This window comes from Nostoc foliaceum FACHB-393 (assembly GCF_014698505.1).
Classification (GTDB): Bacteria; Cyanobacteriota; Cyanobacteriia; order Cyanobacteriales; family Nostocaceae; genus Nostoc; species Nostoc foliaceum_A.
On the sequence record NZ_JACJTD010000001.1, the window covers coordinates 147,317 to 162,920 of the forward strand.

Consider the following 15,604-nt stretch of genomic DNA (forward strand, 5'->3'; position numbering starts at 1 on the left):
CAGAGTGTATTGCATACAAAGGAGAAACGCTATAGGTAAGCTTGTAACGGGAAGGGAGTAATAATAAAATTGCGTTCAGTCGGTGAATGCCCTAAAAAATTTGGTATGTTACTCATGCTCAGACGCTTACGCAGCCGTAAAATTTCCTCAGTGGCTATGCTTGCGCTTGTTATATGCTTTACTCTTGTAAGTGTGCGTTCATTTGGGCAAACAATTATGACATCAGCACCCCAACTGCTCACCGACCCATTTTTGCAACTGCCAACTGCAACCTCAGTGCGAGTAGTTTGGTTTACTGAGTTTGCTGGTGTTAATCACACAGTAACCTACGGTGAAAATCTTAAACAAACTGCTAAGGCAAATACTACCAAACTTACTCGCACTCGTGAAGACCAGGAGTCAAGAGTTGCAAACCAAACCAAAGACGGACAAGTTTATCAAAAACCAGTTCAGCGTAAAATTTGGCGACATGAGGCTGAAGTGACTGGGTTAACTCCTGGCTTGCGGATAAACTATCGTGTCACGAGTGTGCGAGAAGACAACGAAACTGTTAGCAGTGATGTTTTTACCCTCGCAGCTACTCCCAAACCAGATACACCACTAAAAATTTTACTTACCTCTGACCATCAATTAAAGCCGATGACGGCGGCAAATCTGCAAAAGGTGGTAGAAACAGTTGGACGAGTCGATGGGGTGTGGTTTGCTGGTGATTTGGTAAATGTTAGCGATCGCGCCTCAGAATGGTTTGATGATAATAATGGTGGTGCATTGTTTCCTGGTTTACAAGGTCGTGCTCAATATGACATGATGCACGACAGTGTTAAGACAACCTATACTGGTGGACAAATAATTCAACACGCACCCATGTTTACTTGCATTGGTAATCATGAGGTGATGGGGCGATTTGCCAGGACAGGAAGTTTAAATGATGAATTTGATGATACAATCCCCCGTGTTGTTGCTCAAAAAATCTACCGGGACAAGTCTTTAATAGATAATTCTTTTAATACTAATACCTACGAAGAGATTTTCTCTTTACCAAAAAGTAAAGAGGGTGGAAAAAGGTATTATGCAGTCAGTTTTGGTGATGTACGTTTGGTAGTACTGTACGCTACGAATATGTGGCGGACTCCTAACTTAAGTGGAAAGGGTAGGGGTAGATATCGAGAAGCCGAAAAGGATTTAAATAATCCTGAAAATTGGGGTTATGGACAGTTGATTTATGAGCCAATTGCTAAAGGCAGCAAGCAGTATAATTGGCTAGAGGCAGAACTCAACAGCCCTGAGTTTAAACAAGCAAAATACAAAGTTGTGATGTTCCATCATCCACCCCACACTCTGGGCGATAATATAGTTCCTGCTTATACAGAACCAGTTCAAGTAATTGAACGGGATGATAATAATATCAAAGCAGTGCGTTATGAGTACCCGAAAGACGCAGATTATATTATCCGCGATGTTGTCCCAATACTTGAAGCATCTGATGTGCAATTGGTATTCTATGGGCATTCTCATTTGTGGAACCGCTTTGTTAGTTCCAGTGGAATGCACTTTCTGGAAACATCTAATGTGGGCAATACTTACGGTGCTGCTTGGGGTGACAGAAAGCGAGAAGTGCCAATTGGATATAAAGAGAATTATGTTAAGCTTGGTGATCCTAATGGGTTAGAACCGATAGTACCAACAATTGCCCCTTTGCTGGGCGATGATGGGAAGCCGATGCCTTATATTGCGAGTAATGATATTACGGTTTTTAGTATCTTTGATACAGGGACGGGTACGATAAGTAGTTATCGTTTTGACACCCGCAAGCCTGATTCAGAAGTATTGAAGTTTGATGAATTTAAGTTGAATTCATAACCAAGTCAGATAAGTACCAAAAGGGTCTCAGAGAGCATAGGCTAGGAATAGCCAGGAGACTTTTGGAAAATAAGCAACTTTCCAATTATTTAGTTTGGTTTTTATTTTTAATCTGTCTGTAGATAGATGCAATGTTGCGGGCATCATCAATGCCACGATGGTGTGTGCCTTTTAATTCTATCCCCAACTGATCAAGAGCCTGTGCCATGCCAAATTTTTTAGACACGCCAAGATATTCTGAAAATTCTTCTTTGATATTTATGTGTTTTGAAGTAAAAGGATAAGGGAAATTATGAAACGCACAATCTTGAATAAATTGCTTCTTGTCGTAATTGCCCCAAGAACAAAAAATATAATTGGGAAATAAATCAATCCATTCTTTGAAGCGAGAAATTACCTCTAGAAATTTTGGTGCTTTGTCAACATCTTGTTGCCGAATACTAGTTAATTCGGTGCAAAAGCCTGTCAGTTGCGGATGTCTCACAGGTTGAATGAATTGCTGAAATTCTGAATCAATTACCCACGTTGTTCGATTTAGCATCACCGCGCCAATTTCGATGATTTCCATTTCATGACGGGGAATAGTCTTATTGTCACAGCAAGTAGCCTCCAGATCGACTATCAGATAATAGTGGGCTATTTTAGTTTCCATATTAAATATTAATGATAAATCATATCTACATTTAGAGAGATATGAATTTAGATTGATGAAAAAGGTTTAACCCAACGGAGTTGAATCGCAATATCAAGAGCGATCGCAGCAAACGCAAACCATAACAAACTTTCTCCCGCCAACACCAAAAAGGGCCAAATTGTGCTATCAGAATTCAACCCAAGTTCTATCTGAGTTAATCCGCGCACCAAGCCAAAGGCCAGCACACCACCAGCTTTGAGTTGGGGATTTTTATCTGAGCGGATGATATAGCGGTAGGTAACACCAAATAGTAAACCAGTAAAAGTTGCGATTGCACCACTCACCCACAAGTGCCGGTCAACCTCACTTTGCAGACATGCGAGTGTCTGAAAATACTTTGCTAGTACTAAAGTATTCAACAGACTAGCGATCGCAAAACTGAAACACACAGACAAACCCCCAATTATTCCAGCTTTCAGGGATTCTATACGTTCTGTCATTAATTGAGGATCTAAAGTTGGGTTCACTCTATATAGAAATTAGGGATTAGGTATTGGGAAATTTTTCCTTACTCTTCAGTATGATAAATGGTAGAGCAGTTGTGTAATTAATTAAATACTACTCTCATGTGGGAATTTTGATAATAAACTCAGTTCCCATACCTGATTGAGAATTGACTTCTAATACACCTTCGTGTTTGTCTACAACTATTTGATATGCAATAGACAAGCCAAGTCCAGTACCTTTTCCAACATTTTTTGTGGTAAATAACGGCTCAAACAAGCGTTTTTTAAGCCGTTCAGGAATACCAATACCATTGTCAGCAATCCGAATTACAACCAATTGTTCAGAATCTATTTCTGTTGCAATTTGAATCTGAGGAATTATATTACTCATTTTGCCTTGGATTATAGCTTCATCAAGGGCATCAATTGCATTTGCTATAATGTTCATAAATACTTGATTCATCTGTCCTAAATAGCAGTTTACCTCTGGTAATACTCCATAACTTTTAATAACTTCAATGCCGGGACGATCGCCATTAGCCTTGAGGCGGTGTTGCAAAATCATTAGTGTACTATCTAGTCCTTGATGCAAATCAGCAGGTATTTTTGTATCACTATCCGAGCGAGAGAAGTTGCGGAGTGAATTAGAAAGGTCTTGAATTCGTTCACTTCCTAGCTGGAGTGAGTTCAAAATTTTTCCCATATCTTCGAGAACGAAGTTCAAATCCAATTTGTCAATAGCAGCGGTAATTTTAGCTGTTGGGTTTGGATACTCTTGTTTATACAGTAGGAGCAATTTGGATACTCCTGCAATGTATTCTTCCAAAGGTGGAATATTGCTGGAAATAAAGTTGATGGGGTTATTGATTTCATGGCCAATACCAGCGATTAACTCTCCGAGTGTTGATAGTTTCTCTTGCTGCACCAGTTTGACTTGCGCTTGTTGCAAAGCCTTGGTGCGATCGCTAACTTGTTGTTCCAAAGATTCAGTCAATTGTTTGAGTTGTAAATGCACGCGCACTCTAGCAATGACTTCCTCTTGTGCAAACGGTTTAGGGATATAGTCTACTGCACCAAGGGAAAAACCTTTCGTTTTGCTTTCCGTATCCGCTAAAGCAGTGGTGAAAATAATCGGAATGTTTTGGGTAACAGGATTGGCTTTGAGGCGGCGACAAGTTTCAAATCCGTCAATACCGGGCATTTGTACATCCAGCAAAATTAACTCTGGTTGATTGCGTAGGGCTTGAGCGATCGCAGTTTCTCCATCGACTGCAACACGGAAACGAAAACCCTCACTATTGAGTGCTGCACACAGAACAGATAAATTTGTTGGATTATCATCCACAATCAAAATAAATCCGTTATTTTGAGTTTTGCTCATAATGAATTTAAAATTTAAATTTAACTCAAATTAATTGATATATTGTTGAATAAAAGTTTCCAAACGTTTGAGTTGGAAATTACTAGCAAGCTGGACGAGTTGCTGGACAAAAACAGTTAACTGTTCATCAGATGTAGAAAGTTCCTCACCCAGTTCCAAAATTTTTTGAATATCGCCGTCTTGTGTCAGATCGAGTAACTGTTGTAAAATCTCTTTGGCAGGATAAATCATCTCATCTGTTTGCTCCAAACCACCTGTATAAGTTTTTTTGATTGCGTCTATCTTACCGTCGAAAATCCATTCCAATTGCAAAAATTGCCGTAGTATTTCCAGCAGTGTTTCAGCTTCTACAGGCTTTGGTAGAAATGCATCTGCACCTACATCAATACTCTTGTGTTGGTCGATTGCAAATACGCTGGCTGACGAAGCGATGACAGCAATCTCTTTAAATGGCCCAGACTGACGCAAACGTTCGATCAACTCAAATCCATTCAATATAGGCATCACTAGGTCAGTGATAATCATGTCTGGTTTGTAGAGTAGAGCCTGTTCCCATGCTTCCTGACCATGACTAGCTTCTACAACAGTAAACCCAACAGGCTCTAGTAAATTTACAATTACTGAGCGGTTTTCCCATTTGTCATCCGCAATCAAAATGGTGCGCCTTTGTCCTTGATAAGCAATAATTGTTCCCTGCTCAACCACTCTGGAAACCTTTGCCCAGTCTTTAGATTCTGGTAGTTTTGCCTCAAACCAGAAAGTGCTACCTTTGCCAAATTCACTTTGCACCTGAATTTGACCACCCATTAACAAAACAATTTTTTGGCTGATTGCTAATCCTAAACCTGTACCTTCAGATTGTCGTTTCTGATTTCCTACTTGCTCAAAGGGCTGGAAGATTTTCTCAGCTTGCTCAGGGGTTATACCTGTGCCAGTATCTATTACCTGAAAGCGAATTTTGTAGTTAGTTTTTCCATTGGTATTTGATTCTTGACCAATGACCTGAACTTTAAAGGTAACACTGCCTTGATTAGTAAATTTAATCGCATTACTAAGCAAGTTAATCAGTACTTGCCGCAAGCGTTTTTCATCAGCATGAATGCCCGTTGGTAAATCAGGATCGAGTTCAACGTGAAATGCGATGACCTTTTGTTCTGCCCGGATGCGGCAAATTTCAGTTACGCTATCAATAAAGGCAGGCAAGTAGAAATCAACAGGATACAATACTAGTTTTCTGGCTTCTATTTTGGAGAGATCCAGAACATCATTAATTAGAGTTAAAAGATGAGAACCACATTGATAAATGATGCTGACTCCTTTGCGTCCTTTCTCGCTCAAAGATTCTGTGCGTTGGAGAATTTGTGTATAACCCAAAATACCGTTCAGAGGTGTGCGTAATTCATGACTCATATTGGCGAGAAATTCACTCTTGGCTTGGCTGGAGTTTTGAGTGATTTCCTGTGCAAGGCGTAGTTCTTTTTCAATGCGCTTACGCTCTACAATTTCAGTTGAAAGTGCTTGATTGATAGCTTCTAACTGGGCTGGGCTGGGTAGTGTCAGAGCTTGAGGCATGAGATAAAATAACGCAAATGCCGTATATATCGAAATAATGGCAGTTAAAGCTTTTAAACCACCTGCAATCCAATAGTCTGGATGCCAAAGCGTCCAAATATCTATCAAGTGTCCAGTACCGCAGGCAATGATAAAAGCACTAAATAACAAAAAGACTCCATTGAAAGGAACGTCTTTGCGCTTGGAAATAAAGTAAATCAGTAGGAACGGAATAGAATAATAAGCAAGAGCGATCGTGGCATCAGAAATAATGTGGAGCCAAACTAATCCAGTTTGCCAGAGATAACAATGTCCGTGGGGAATAAAACCATCAGAGTGGAAAGGATATTTGAAAAATGTCAGCATGATACTAGGGGTTTCTGGATTGGAAAGATATACCCGTAACCCTAGTATTCCCAAACCATCAAGTGGGAAAGCGCGATCGCTAATTTTTTATATTGGTTTTCATGATTGCGTCAAGTACTAGCGTACCAAGAAAATATTGTGTCTCCTTTGCGTAGGCGTAGCCCGTCGTAGACATCGCACGCCAAAGTTACAATGTCATTTATAAAAAAATCTCAGCCTGCCCAATCCCTGTATGATAAATATTAGAAACCTTTTGTAATTATTTGAAAAGCGGGACTATGGAGATTTTGACACTAGGTTGGGTATCACTGTTAGTTGTGTTCACTTGGTCAATTGCAATGGTAGTTTGGGGACGTAACGGACTGTAGAGGCATTGTGGAAAGTCCATTTTTGAGTATTTTAGCTTTAGTTGCCGTAGTGCTGCTCGTAGTAGTCACCGGTGGTATTGGTTATTTAACCCTGGCAGATTGGCGCGATCGCCGTCGCCGAGATGAAGAAAAACGCACCAGCCGCAGCGCCACTCCCAAGCGGCGATAATTTTCTCGTGGTTGAAAAATGTTCTTGTAGGGACGCGATATTATCGTGTCCCTATACTGTTTTTTGGCATTCTAAGGAAATAATTGTTACCTTTGCGATCGCAAAGGGAATTATGAGATAGAAGACTTTCAATATTTAAAGTCCCACTGGGAATGGAAAACTCCTCTACTACTCAACCCATACCACCAAATTCAGAACAGCAAGAATCTCATTCAGATGTGACATCCTGCTTACTTCAGAATGAGCAACAAAAAGCCTTGTCTGGAGTTATTGCCCGCATTCGCGAGTCTCTAGATATAGACGTGATCTTCAAAATTACAGTCACTGAAGTCCGCCAACTTCTGAAAACTGATCGGGTTGGCGTGTTTCGTTTTTATCCTGATTTGGCATGGGAAGGGGAATTTATCTATGAAGATGTGGCAACAGGATGGGATTCGGCACTAGCAGCTAAACTGCGCGACCACTGCTTTAGTGAGGAATTTGCAGGACTATATCAGCAAGGTCGGATTAGAGCAATAACTGATATTTATCAAGTTAATACCAGTGATTGCTACGTCCAGATTCTAGAAAGATTTCAGGTACGTGCCAATATAACTGCCCCCTTGATGAAAGGTAAAGATTTATGGGGATTGCTGTGTATTCATCAGTGTAGTAGTCCTCGGCAATGGGAAGCATCAGAAATTGAGTTTGTGCAATTAATCGCCGAACATCTAGGAGTTGCTTTACAGCAAGCAGATTACCTGGAACAAGTAAAACTACAATCGGCAGAACTAGCAAAAGCAAAAGCTAGAGAAAAAGCAGCCCAATGGCAAAGAACTATAGCCATAACCATTGAGAAAATTCGCCAATTCCTAGACTTGGAAAGCATTTTCCGCACAAGCACCGCAGAACTTAGACAGTTGCTAAATGCTGACCGCGTGGCTATCTATCGCTTCAATCCAGATTGGAGTGGTGAATTCGTGTTTGAATCAGTGGCAGAGGGTTGGAATTCCCTCATCCATGAGCAATTACAGCGGCCGGAATTGAGTAAAAACGTCAGTGAATGTAGTGCCAAAGATTTAGCTAAACCTCCAGTCGCTGACACCTACTTACAAGATACAGAGGGTGGTAACTTCAGTCGCTGTGAAGTGTACCGTGTTTGTAATGATATTTACAATTCAGGCTTTAGCGACTGCTACATTAAAATCTTAGAAATTTATCAAGCAAGAGCTTATGTGATCATTGCCATTTATCACGGTCAGAAACTCTGGGGCTTGCTAGCAGTGTACCAAAATGCTGGAACCCGTGATTGGCAAAAAGATGAGGTTTACTTGCTTACCCAAGTAGGTACACAACTAGGCGTGGCTTTGCAGCAAGCGGAATTTATCCAACAAATGCAAATCCAAGCAGCAGAGATCAGTAAGGCTGCTGAAAGGCAAAGAGCGTTGGCGAACACCGTAGAAAAAATTCGTCAGTCTCTGGAAATTGAAGCCATCTTTAAAACCACAACTCAAGAAGTCCGTCGGCTATTAGAAGTGGAACGAGTCGCAATTTACCGCTTCTATCCTGATTGGAGTGGCGAATTTGTCGCTGATTCTATTGTTGATGGCTGGACACCAATCGTTAAGCCGCAGCCTGTGACAGAAGGCGTTCTTGTGCAAAAAAAGCAAGCGGGTAAGTATGCACGCAATGAAGTTTTTGTCCCAATTTCTCAGGGCGAGAAGTTGTGGGGATTGTTAGTAGCTTATCAAAACTCCCAGCCCCGTTATTGGCAAGATGAGGAAATCAACTTGCTAGCACAAGTTGGCGTTCAATTGGGGGTAGCATTACAGCAAGCTGAAACTTTGAAACAGATGCAAGTGCAAGCCCAAAAACTGGCTAAAGCCGCCGAACGAGAACGGAAAGCGGCCGAAAGAGAGAAGGCCTTAGCCGCAACAGTAGAGAAAATTCGCCAGTCTCTTGATATTGACACCATCTTTGCCACCAGTACAGAAGAAGTCCGGCGGTTATTGGAAGTTGAGAGAGTGACAATCTATCGATTCCGGGCTGATTGGAGTGGCGAATTTGTTGCTGAGTCTTTAGCCCAAGATTGGACACCTATAAGGGAAATTGTACCTGCGATGTCTACGACGGGCTACGCCTACGCAGATGATTACTTGCAAGAAACCCAAGGCAGAAACTTTGCTAATGGTAAAAGTATTGTCATTAAAGATATTTACAGCGCTAATTATTCTATCTGTCATATTGCCCTGCTGGAGTTAATGAAGGCTAGGGCATATATAATTGTGCCGATTTTTCAGGGTGAGATACTTTGGGGATTACTAGCAGCTTATCAAAATATAAAACCCCGTGATTGGCAAGAAGATGAGGTAGATTTGTTGATGCAGATTGGTACTCAGTTAGGAGTAGGACTTCAGCAAGCGGAATTACTTGAACAAACTCAACGTCAAACAGAAGAAATTACCAAGACTCTTAAAGAATTACAGAACACTCAGAGCCAGTTAATTCAAAGTGAAAAAATGGCAGGCTTAGGGCAGTTGGTTGCTGGTATAGCACACGAAATTAATAACCCTATTAGTTTCATTTACGGCAATATCACTTATGTTACGGAACATGCCGAAAATTTATTTAAATTACTACGCATTTATCAGAAACAGTATCCTAAGGTAACAGGAGAAATTCAAAAACAAGCAGCAGCACTGGATTTAGATTTCATTAGTGATGACTTGCCCAAAATCCTTACTTCAATGAAAATGGGCGCAGATCGGATCTCTCAATTAGTTTTGTCGTTACGAAGTTTTTCTCGACTTGATGAAACAGGAATGAAGCCCGTTGATCTCCATGAAGGCATTGACAGTACTTTGTTAATTTTACAACATCGACTGCAACCACAGACTGATTCTTTTGCGATTGAGGTAGTTAAACAATATGGTGAATTGCCTTCAGTAGTCTGCTATGCAGCCCAGATGAATCAGGTTTTTATGAATATTCTCAACAATGCGATCGATGCACTGGAAAACTCAGAGAAAGCTGGAAAAATAATTGACAATCCTAAAATTTTTATTCGTACAGAAGTCATCGAAGGGAATACTATTCTGATTTGCATTGCTGACAATGGTTGTGGGATTCCAGAGATGATGCGATCGCGCATTTTTGAACCTTTCTTTACCACCAAACAACCTGGACAAGGTACTGGCTTAGGGTTATCTATCAGCTACCAAATTATTGTGGAAAAACACGGTGGTAATATCAAGTGTGTTTCTGAAGCGGGTAATGGCTGTGAGTTCTGGATAGAAATTCCAATGAAACGGACAGTTAACTAAGAAAAAGCAATGCCTTCTCTACGAGATGCTACGCGAAGGCCTACGCACTGTGGAGGTTTTTTAGGCGATCGCTTATTATAATTTCACTAGCATTAGTAATATAAGTTGCTCTATAAATTAATATGGAAACTAAAGAAATTCTCCAAGCACTTCCAAACCTGAGCATAAGCGATCGCCTGAAGATAGCTGAGTCAGCCCTGCAATTGGTTCTTCAAGAAAAAAACTCACTTACCAAAGATGAGCAAAAACGCCAATTAACACTAGCAGCAGTGACAGCTATTGCAGATTATGCACCTGGTAGTGAATTAGATATATTCTCTGACTTAGGGGGAGAAAACTTTTGCCATTATCCATCAGATAAAGACTTCTACAACTCAGAGAATTAGGAGACAACAAATGACCATACAGTTGCAATTGAAACCAGAAATAGAGGCTCGTCTCATTGCTGAAGCTGCTGCACAAGGTTTATCGGTAGAAGCTTATCTTGCATCTCTGATTGAAAACAGTTTAACCAGCCATGAAGAAAGTTTTTTTTATCAAGTATCAACTCAGGAAGAATGGGAAGCTATATTAACAGATTTAATAAATAGTCCTGCTTTTTTTTTAGCGCCAGCACTTTCAGATGCAGCGATTAGCCGAGAGAGTATTTACACCAGAGAAGATGAAATGTTATGAGCTATTTGGTGGATACTAATATTTTGCTGCGTTTGGTGCAGAAGAATAGCCCAATGCACTTTGATACTCAAAGATCCATCTTGATGCTCAAGAGACAAGGAGAATTATTATATATAATTCCACAGAATATCATTGAGTTTTGGGCTGTCGCTACAAGACCAATTAATAGTAACGGTTTAGGTTTATCAACGGCTCAAGCAGTAGAAGAAACTGATAAACTCAAGAAAATATTTATACTACACCTTGATACACCTGCAATTTTTGGTGAGTGGGAATCTCTAGTTGTTAAATACCAAGTTATGGGAAAACAGGTGCATGATGCACGTTTAGTTGCAGCTATGATAACACATCACATTACACATCTACTTACATTTAATATTGATGACTTTAAACGTTTTTCTGAAATTGTAGTTGTTGATCCGCGCAGTGTTACACCGCAGTCTTAATTATATTGCCAGAGCGATCGCACGCTGAAGATTTTGCAGGCGATCGCTCTTTTTAACGAACCATAGAGGCGCAGAGAACACAGAGGAAAAAGAGAGCGATCGCCTTTTTTAAACGAGCCACAAACTACGCAAATAATGGTTTTTCCGCTATTTTAGTAGCAATTGATCTACCAATATTATGGAAATATTCACTTGTTACACCTATAGATACAGGATGTTTAGTTATGACAAACACAGTCTGACTATTTCTACAAATTAAGAAACCTTCTGAAGTTCGTGAAAATTCAACATCCTTTATTTTTTCGGTTATTCTTCTCCAAGAAGGCTCATATCCCACACCGTAGAAAACAACCGCTTTAGGTTGATGTTCTTTTATTCTTTGACTAATATGATTTATTCGCTTTTCAAGACAATAATTTTCATAAGTATCTCTATTAGATAAAAAAGTAAGCTTAGAATATTCACCATATATCCAATGTTTAAGAGATGGTGAGGGTAAAGGTAATAATTCTAACAAACAAGTCTCTTTATCTTTTCTACCTAGTTCCTCTATTTGATATTTACGAATATCTTCTAGGTCAATATTATCTTTTCCTTTAGCACTCAATATAATACGAATTAATGTCCTCCAGACTGGCACATCCAATTTTGCACCTAGTTTAAAACTCGCCCCATATCCGATAGCTTCATGATATTCTGCAATATCTTCTATTTCCTTCTGTTCTCTCTCTGACCATTTCTTTATTCTGTTATTAATTTCGTTAAAATCTCCTCCTGCTTCTTCCATACCAATAAACCAATAATTCCCTTGATAATTACCATATCCATAAAATGCATCAACTATTTTTTCTAGAAGCTCATCATTAAAAAATCTTGACTGAACATAACTCTATTATTTTAATTATAAAATCAAAACTTGTTCATCAAAAATAATTGAGCATACATAGAATGTCAAGTTAAATAACTAAAGTGAAAATTTTCGGACATTATCAAGTCATAAATAAACTTTCTATTCTTTACGCCTTTGCATGAGGCAATTTTCCCACAAAAAACTTGCCTCAGAAGCATCACACCCCCAAGGCAAGCCAACTCTCTAATTCTTTCTTTACTTCGCGCCCTTAGCGCCTTTGCGGTTCGTTTCTCTTAAAGCTGCTTCACTTCCGAAACCAACTTCGCCACCATATCCTTCGCACTACCAAAAAGCATCGTCGTTTTATCCTTGTAGAACAACTCATTATCTACACCGGCAAAACCCGTACTCATCCCGCGCTTAATTACAATCGTCTGCTTCGCCCGATCTACTTCCAAAATCGGCATACCATAAATCGGGCTATTTTTATCACTCCGCGCCGCCGGATTTACCACATCATTTGCCCCAATTATTAAAGCCACATCCGCTTGCTCAAACTGGGGATTAATATCATCCATGTCGTACAACTGGGTATAAGGCACATTTGCCTCCGCCAACAACACATTCATGTGCCCCGGCATTCTACCAGCAACGGGGTGAATGGCATACTTGACATCAACGCCCATTTTTTCCAACTGATCTGACAGTTCCCGGACGCTATGTTGCGCTTGGGCAACTGCCATACCATAACCAGGAACAATTACCACAGAACGGGCATAACCCAACATCATCGCCCCTTCTTCAGGATCGATACTGCGGACGCTTTGATCAGTTGCGCCACCACTTGCAGCACCACCACCAGAACTAGAACCTGTACCAAAAGCGCTGAACAGCACACTAAATAAGGAGCGGTTCATCGCCTTACACATAATCTCGGTGAGGATTAAGCCAGATGCTCCCACCAAAGCACCAGCGATGATTAACATGTTGTTCATCACCACGAACCCAGCCGCCGCCGCCGCCACACCTGACAACGAGTTCAACAGCGAGATTACCACTGGCATATCGCCGCCACCAATGGGGATGACGAACATTATACCCAGCACCAATGAAACACCAACCACTCCCAAGAATATGGGTAAGCTATCTGGTGTGATAATTAAGTAGGCACTACCTACTATATAAGCACCTAGAAGCAAGAGGTTAAATGGTTGCTGAAATGGAAATGTAATCGGGGAACCGCTAATTAAACCTTGCAATTTGGCAAAGGCTAGAAAACTACCTGTGAAGGTAACACCACCGATTAACACGTCCAACAACATGGAAATATTGACATCTAGCGGTATCGCCTGAGAACTATCCAATAACCGCCAAAATTCGGCAACGGCTACTAGTGCGGAAGCCGCGCCGCCCAAACCGTTGAGTAAACCCACCATTTGGGGCATTTCAGTCATTTGGACTTTGTAGGCAACGATCGCACCAATTCCCGATCCAATCGCCAAGCCCAACAATATCATCTCGTAATTCAATACATGCTGATCCAGCATTGTTGCTGCGATCGCTAGCAGCATCCCCACAGCCGCTACAATATTACCGTTTCTCGCTGTAGCAGGTGATCCCAGCTTTTTCAAGCCCAGAATGAATAACGATGCAGCGACTAAGTACGTCAGCTGAATGCCAGTTGGTAAAAAGTCGCTCACGCCTTAATCTCCTTCTTCTTGAACATTTGCAACATTCTGTCTGTCACTAAAAAACCGCCTACAACGTTGATTGTCGCCAGTATTACAGCAATCAAACCGAGAATTACTGACACGCTTGTGTCTCTAGCACCAGCAGCAACTATTGCTCCAAGTACCGCAATCCCAGAAATCGCGTTTGAGCCTGACATTAAGGGCGTGTGTAGAGTCGGTGGTATTTTGTTGATGACTTCAAAGCCGATAAAAGATGCCAAAACAAATACAAACAAAGCAGCAAGTAATGCCTCTGTCATGAAATCAAAACTCCTTATGGTAATTTGGCTACTAACCTGCTCCAACACCGCTCAAAGCTTGTAGCGCATCCCGCACTCGTTGATTGCGAATTTCACCAGCGTGGGTAACGCAAGCCGCGTCAACAATGTCGTCGCTAAAGTCCACCTGCAAAGCTTTGTCTTTAATTAGCAGTTGCATCAACGATGTTACGTTCTTGGCATACAATTGGCTGGCGTGAATTGGCATCGATGATGGGAGATTGATGGGGCCGATAATTGTTACGCCGTTCCACACAATATCTTTACCAGGTTCGGTACAGGCGCAGTTACCACCCTGTTCAGCCGCCAAATCCACAATCACTGAACCTGGTTTCATCTGTGCCACCATTTCTTCTGTAACTAGTCGTGGTGCTTGTCTCCCAGGAACTTGGGCGGTAGTGATTACGACATCAGAATTTTTAATGTGTTCGGCGACAACTTCTTGGGTACGTTGTTTGCTAGCCTCAGATATTTCCTTGGCGTAACCGCCAGCAGCAACGGTTTCTTCGTCTAATTTGACTTCAACGAATTTTGCCCCTAAGCTTTGCACTTCTTCTTTGACGGCGGGACGGATATCAAAGGCTTCTACCACTGCTCCCAAGCGTCTAGCGGTGGCGATCGCTTGCAAACCGGCTACACCAGCGCCCATAATAAATACTTTCGCTGGTGCGATCGTTCCTGCGGCTGTTGTCAGCATCGGGAAATATTTCGGTAATGCAGCTGCGGCAATCAATACTGCTTTGTAACCTGCTAATGAAGCTTGCGAGGACAAAGCATCCATACTTTGCGCCCTGGTAGTACGGGGAATCATCTCCATACTCAAGGCTGTGACTTTCCGATTTGCTAGTTGCTGTGCTACAACAGGATTTCCCAAAGGATTGAGGAAACTGACTAATACAGCCCCTTCCTTTAAAAAATCAATTTCTGAGCGTCCATCTTCTCGTTCTTGTGGTGGGCTAACTTTCAGTAAAATATCTGTTTCGCCCCATAATTTGGCACTATCGCTAATTATTGTCGCTCCTGCTGCTTCATAGTCAGGATCGCTGAAAAAAGATCGCTCTCCTGCACCTGCTTCTACCCACACTTCCAAACCTTGTTTTACCAATCGGGCAACGGTGTCAGGAATTAATGCCACACGACGTTCACAAACTTCAATTTCTTTAGCAACTGCTATTCTCATGAAATCTCCTGAAGATAAATACCTAATCTCTGCCAAGTAAGCGATTGTCTAGATGAGCGATATCCCGCACTCATAATACTTAGGCGGCAAAATCAGCCATGACTTTTACTTGATAGATTGAACCTTGAAACTTTCCTCTCCCACTCTTAGCTATCCAGGCAAAGCCTGACTTTGCCGCTCGCAGATGTCATATTTTCAGATAGTTGCAAACAGGGTTACGTATTGCACATCCTAAATTGATTCCCAAATTTTGCATCTTTATCTTCAGCTTGTTTTCGGGATTGAGAAATTTTGGTATTCCTTTCTTA

Annotated in this window: 15 protein-coding genes; 7 read left to right on the forward strand and 8 right to left on the reverse strand. The window is 41.2% G+C overall.

Annotation, left to right across the window (positions count from 1 at the left end; all coding sequences use genetic code 11):
- Positions 1 to 216 precede the first annotated feature (216 nt).
- Positions 217 to 1,860: a purple acid phosphatase family protein gene (locus tag H6G92_RS00620; protein WP_190889730.1), complete on the forward strand. Its 1,644-nt coding sequence runs from the start codon at positions 217 to 219 to the stop codon at positions 1,858 to 1,860.
- A gap of 85 nt (positions 1,861 to 1,945) precedes the next feature.
- Here H6G92_RS00620 and H6G92_RS00625 read toward each other — a convergent pair whose 3' ends face one another.
- From H6G92_RS00625 to H6G92_RS00640, 4 genes are all read right to left on the reverse strand, one after another.
- Complete coding sequence (locus tag H6G92_RS00625; RefSeq protein ID WP_190889731.1) at positions 1,946 to 2,512, reverse strand: 3'-5' exonuclease; 567 nt, start codon at positions 2,510 to 2,512, stop codon at positions 1,946 to 1,948.
- Between the two features lie 47 nt (positions 2,513 to 2,559).
- The gene (locus H6G92_RS00630; protein ID WP_190889733.1) at positions 2,560 to 2,994 is read right to left on the reverse strand and encodes a hypothetical protein; all 435 of its coding nucleotides are present in this window, start codon (positions 2,992 to 2,994) and stop codon (positions 2,560 to 2,562) included.
- Positions 2,995 to 3,118: 124 nt separating this feature from the next.
- Complete coding sequence (locus tag H6G92_RS00635; RefSeq protein WP_190889735.1) at positions 3,119 to 4,381, reverse strand: sensor histidine kinase; 1,263 nt, start codon at positions 4,379 to 4,381, stop codon at positions 3,119 to 3,121.
- A 30-nt stretch (positions 4,382 to 4,411) separates the two neighbouring features.
- A complete protein-coding gene (locus H6G92_RS00640) occupies positions 4,412 to 6,298 on the reverse strand; it encodes an ATP-binding protein (RefSeq protein ID WP_190889736.1) in 1,887 nt (628 codons plus the stop codon).
- A gap of 278 nt (positions 6,299 to 6,576) precedes the next feature.
- On the opposite strand from H6G92_RS00640, the gene petN reads away from it, so the two are divergent.
- From petN to H6G92_RS00670, 6 genes are all read left to right on the forward strand, one after another.
- Positions 6,577 to 6,666, forward strand: a complete 90-nt coding sequence (gene petN, locus H6G92_RS00645) for a cytochrome b6-f complex subunit PetN (RefSeq protein WP_012408302.1) — start codon at positions 6,577 to 6,579, stop codon at positions 6,664 to 6,666.
- Between the two features lie 7 nt (positions 6,667 to 6,673).
- Positions 6,674 to 6,835 (forward strand): hypothetical protein, encoded by a 162-nt coding sequence (locus H6G92_RS00650; protein ID WP_190889737.1) that lies wholly within the window; start codon positions 6,674 to 6,676, stop codon positions 6,833 to 6,835.
- Between the two features lie 152 nt (positions 6,836 to 6,987).
- Positions 6,988 to 10,137: a GAF domain-containing protein gene (locus H6G92_RS00655; RefSeq protein ID WP_190889738.1), complete on the forward strand. Its 3,150-nt coding sequence runs from the start codon at positions 6,988 to 6,990 to the stop codon at positions 10,135 to 10,137.
- Positions 10,138 to 10,259: 122 nt separating this feature from the next.
- Positions 10,260 to 10,523: a hypothetical protein gene (locus tag H6G92_RS00660; RefSeq protein WP_190889739.1), complete on the forward strand. Its 264-nt coding sequence runs from the start codon at positions 10,260 to 10,262 to the stop codon at positions 10,521 to 10,523.
- A gap of 10 nt (positions 10,524 to 10,533) precedes the next feature.
- Positions 10,534 to 10,812, forward strand: coding sequence for a hypothetical protein (locus H6G92_RS00665; RefSeq protein WP_190889740.1), 279 nt, complete (start codon positions 10,534 to 10,536; stop codon positions 10,810 to 10,812).
- A complete protein-coding gene (locus tag H6G92_RS00670; protein ID WP_190889741.1) occupies positions 10,809 to 11,258 on the forward strand; it encodes a type II toxin-antitoxin system VapC family toxin in 450 nt (149 codons plus the stop codon). Before H6G92_RS00665 ends, H6G92_RS00670 begins: the two co-directional genes overlap by 4 nt.
- A 124-nt stretch (positions 11,259 to 11,382) precedes the next feature.
- Here the strand turns inward: H6G92_RS00670 and H6G92_RS00675 are convergent, their stop codons facing one another.
- The 4 genes from H6G92_RS00675 to H6G92_RS00690 form a co-directional block, all read right to left on the reverse strand.
- Complete coding sequence (locus tag H6G92_RS00675; RefSeq protein ID WP_199344635.1) at positions 11,383 to 12,045, reverse strand: hypothetical protein; 663 nt, start codon at positions 12,043 to 12,045, stop codon at positions 11,383 to 11,385.
- Between the two features lie 356 nt (positions 12,046 to 12,401).
- Entirely contained in the window at positions 12,402 to 13,808 is a 1,407-nt protein-coding gene (locus H6G92_RS00680) for an NAD(P)(+) transhydrogenase (Re/Si-specific) subunit beta (protein ID WP_190889743.1), read from the reverse strand.
- On the reverse strand, positions 13,805 to 14,098 hold the full coding sequence (locus H6G92_RS00685) for an NAD(P) transhydrogenase subunit alpha (protein WP_190889745.1): 294 nt from the start codon (positions 14,096 to 14,098) through the stop codon (positions 13,805 to 13,807). The genes H6G92_RS00680 and H6G92_RS00685 overlap by 4 nt, the downstream gene beginning before the upstream one ends.
- Before the next feature lie 31 nt (positions 14,099 to 14,129).
- Positions 14,130 to 15,296, reverse strand: coding sequence for a Re/Si-specific NAD(P)(+) transhydrogenase subunit alpha (locus H6G92_RS00690; RefSeq protein ID WP_190889747.1), 1,167 nt, complete (start codon positions 15,294 to 15,296; stop codon positions 14,130 to 14,132).
- Positions 15,297 to 15,604: the final 308 nt, after the last annotated feature.

What these genes read in the sequence shown, in the direction of transcription:
- H6G92_RS00640 (WP_190889736.1), bottom strand. Translation starts at nt 6,298, where the DNA reads ATGCTGACATTTTTCAAATATCCTTTCCACTCTGATGGTTTTATTCCC.
- H6G92_RS00690 (WP_190889747.1), bottom strand. Translation starts at nt 15,296, where the DNA reads ATGAGAATAGCAGTTGCTAAAGAAATTGAAGTTTGTGAACGTCGTGTG.
- H6G92_RS00665 (WP_190889740.1), top strand. Translation starts at nt 10,534, where the DNA reads ATGACCATACAGTTGCAATTGAAACCAGAAATAGAGGCTCGTCTCATT.
- H6G92_RS00620 (WP_190889730.1), top strand. Translation starts at nt 217, where the DNA reads ATGACATCAGCACCCCAACTGCTCACCGACCCATTTTTGCAACTGCCA.
- H6G92_RS00675 (WP_199344635.1), bottom strand. Translation starts at nt 12,045, where the DNA reads ATGGAAGAAGCAGGAGGAGATTTTAACGAAATTAATAACAGAATAAAG.
- H6G92_RS00635 (WP_190889735.1), bottom strand. Translation starts at nt 4,381, where the DNA reads ATGAGCAAAACTCAAAATAACGGATTTATTTTGATTGTGGATGATAAT.
- H6G92_RS00660 (WP_190889739.1), top strand. Translation starts at nt 10,260, where the DNA reads ATGGAAACTAAAGAAATTCTCCAAGCACTTCCAAACCTGAGCATAAGC.
- H6G92_RS00655 (WP_190889738.1), top strand. Translation starts at nt 6,988, where the DNA reads ATGGAAAACTCCTCTACTACTCAACCCATACCACCAAATTCAGAACAG.
- H6G92_RS00630 (WP_190889733.1), bottom strand. Translation starts at nt 2,994, where the DNA reads ATGACAGAACGTATAGAATCCCTGAAAGCTGGAATAATTGGGGGTTTG.
- H6G92_RS00685 (WP_190889745.1), bottom strand. Translation starts at nt 14,098, where the DNA reads ATGACAGAGGCATTACTTGCTGCTTTGTTTGTATTTGTTTTGGCATCT.
- H6G92_RS00625 (WP_190889731.1), bottom strand. Translation starts at nt 2,512, where the DNA reads ATGGAAACTAAAATAGCCCACTATTATCTGATAGTCGATCTGGAGGCT.
- H6G92_RS00670 (WP_190889741.1), top strand. Translation starts at nt 10,809, where the DNA reads ATGAGCTATTTGGTGGATACTAATATTTTGCTGCGTTTGGTGCAGAAG.
- petN (WP_012408302.1), top strand. Translation starts at nt 6,577, where the DNA reads ATGGAGATTTTGACACTAGGTTGGGTATCACTGTTAGTTGTGTTCACT.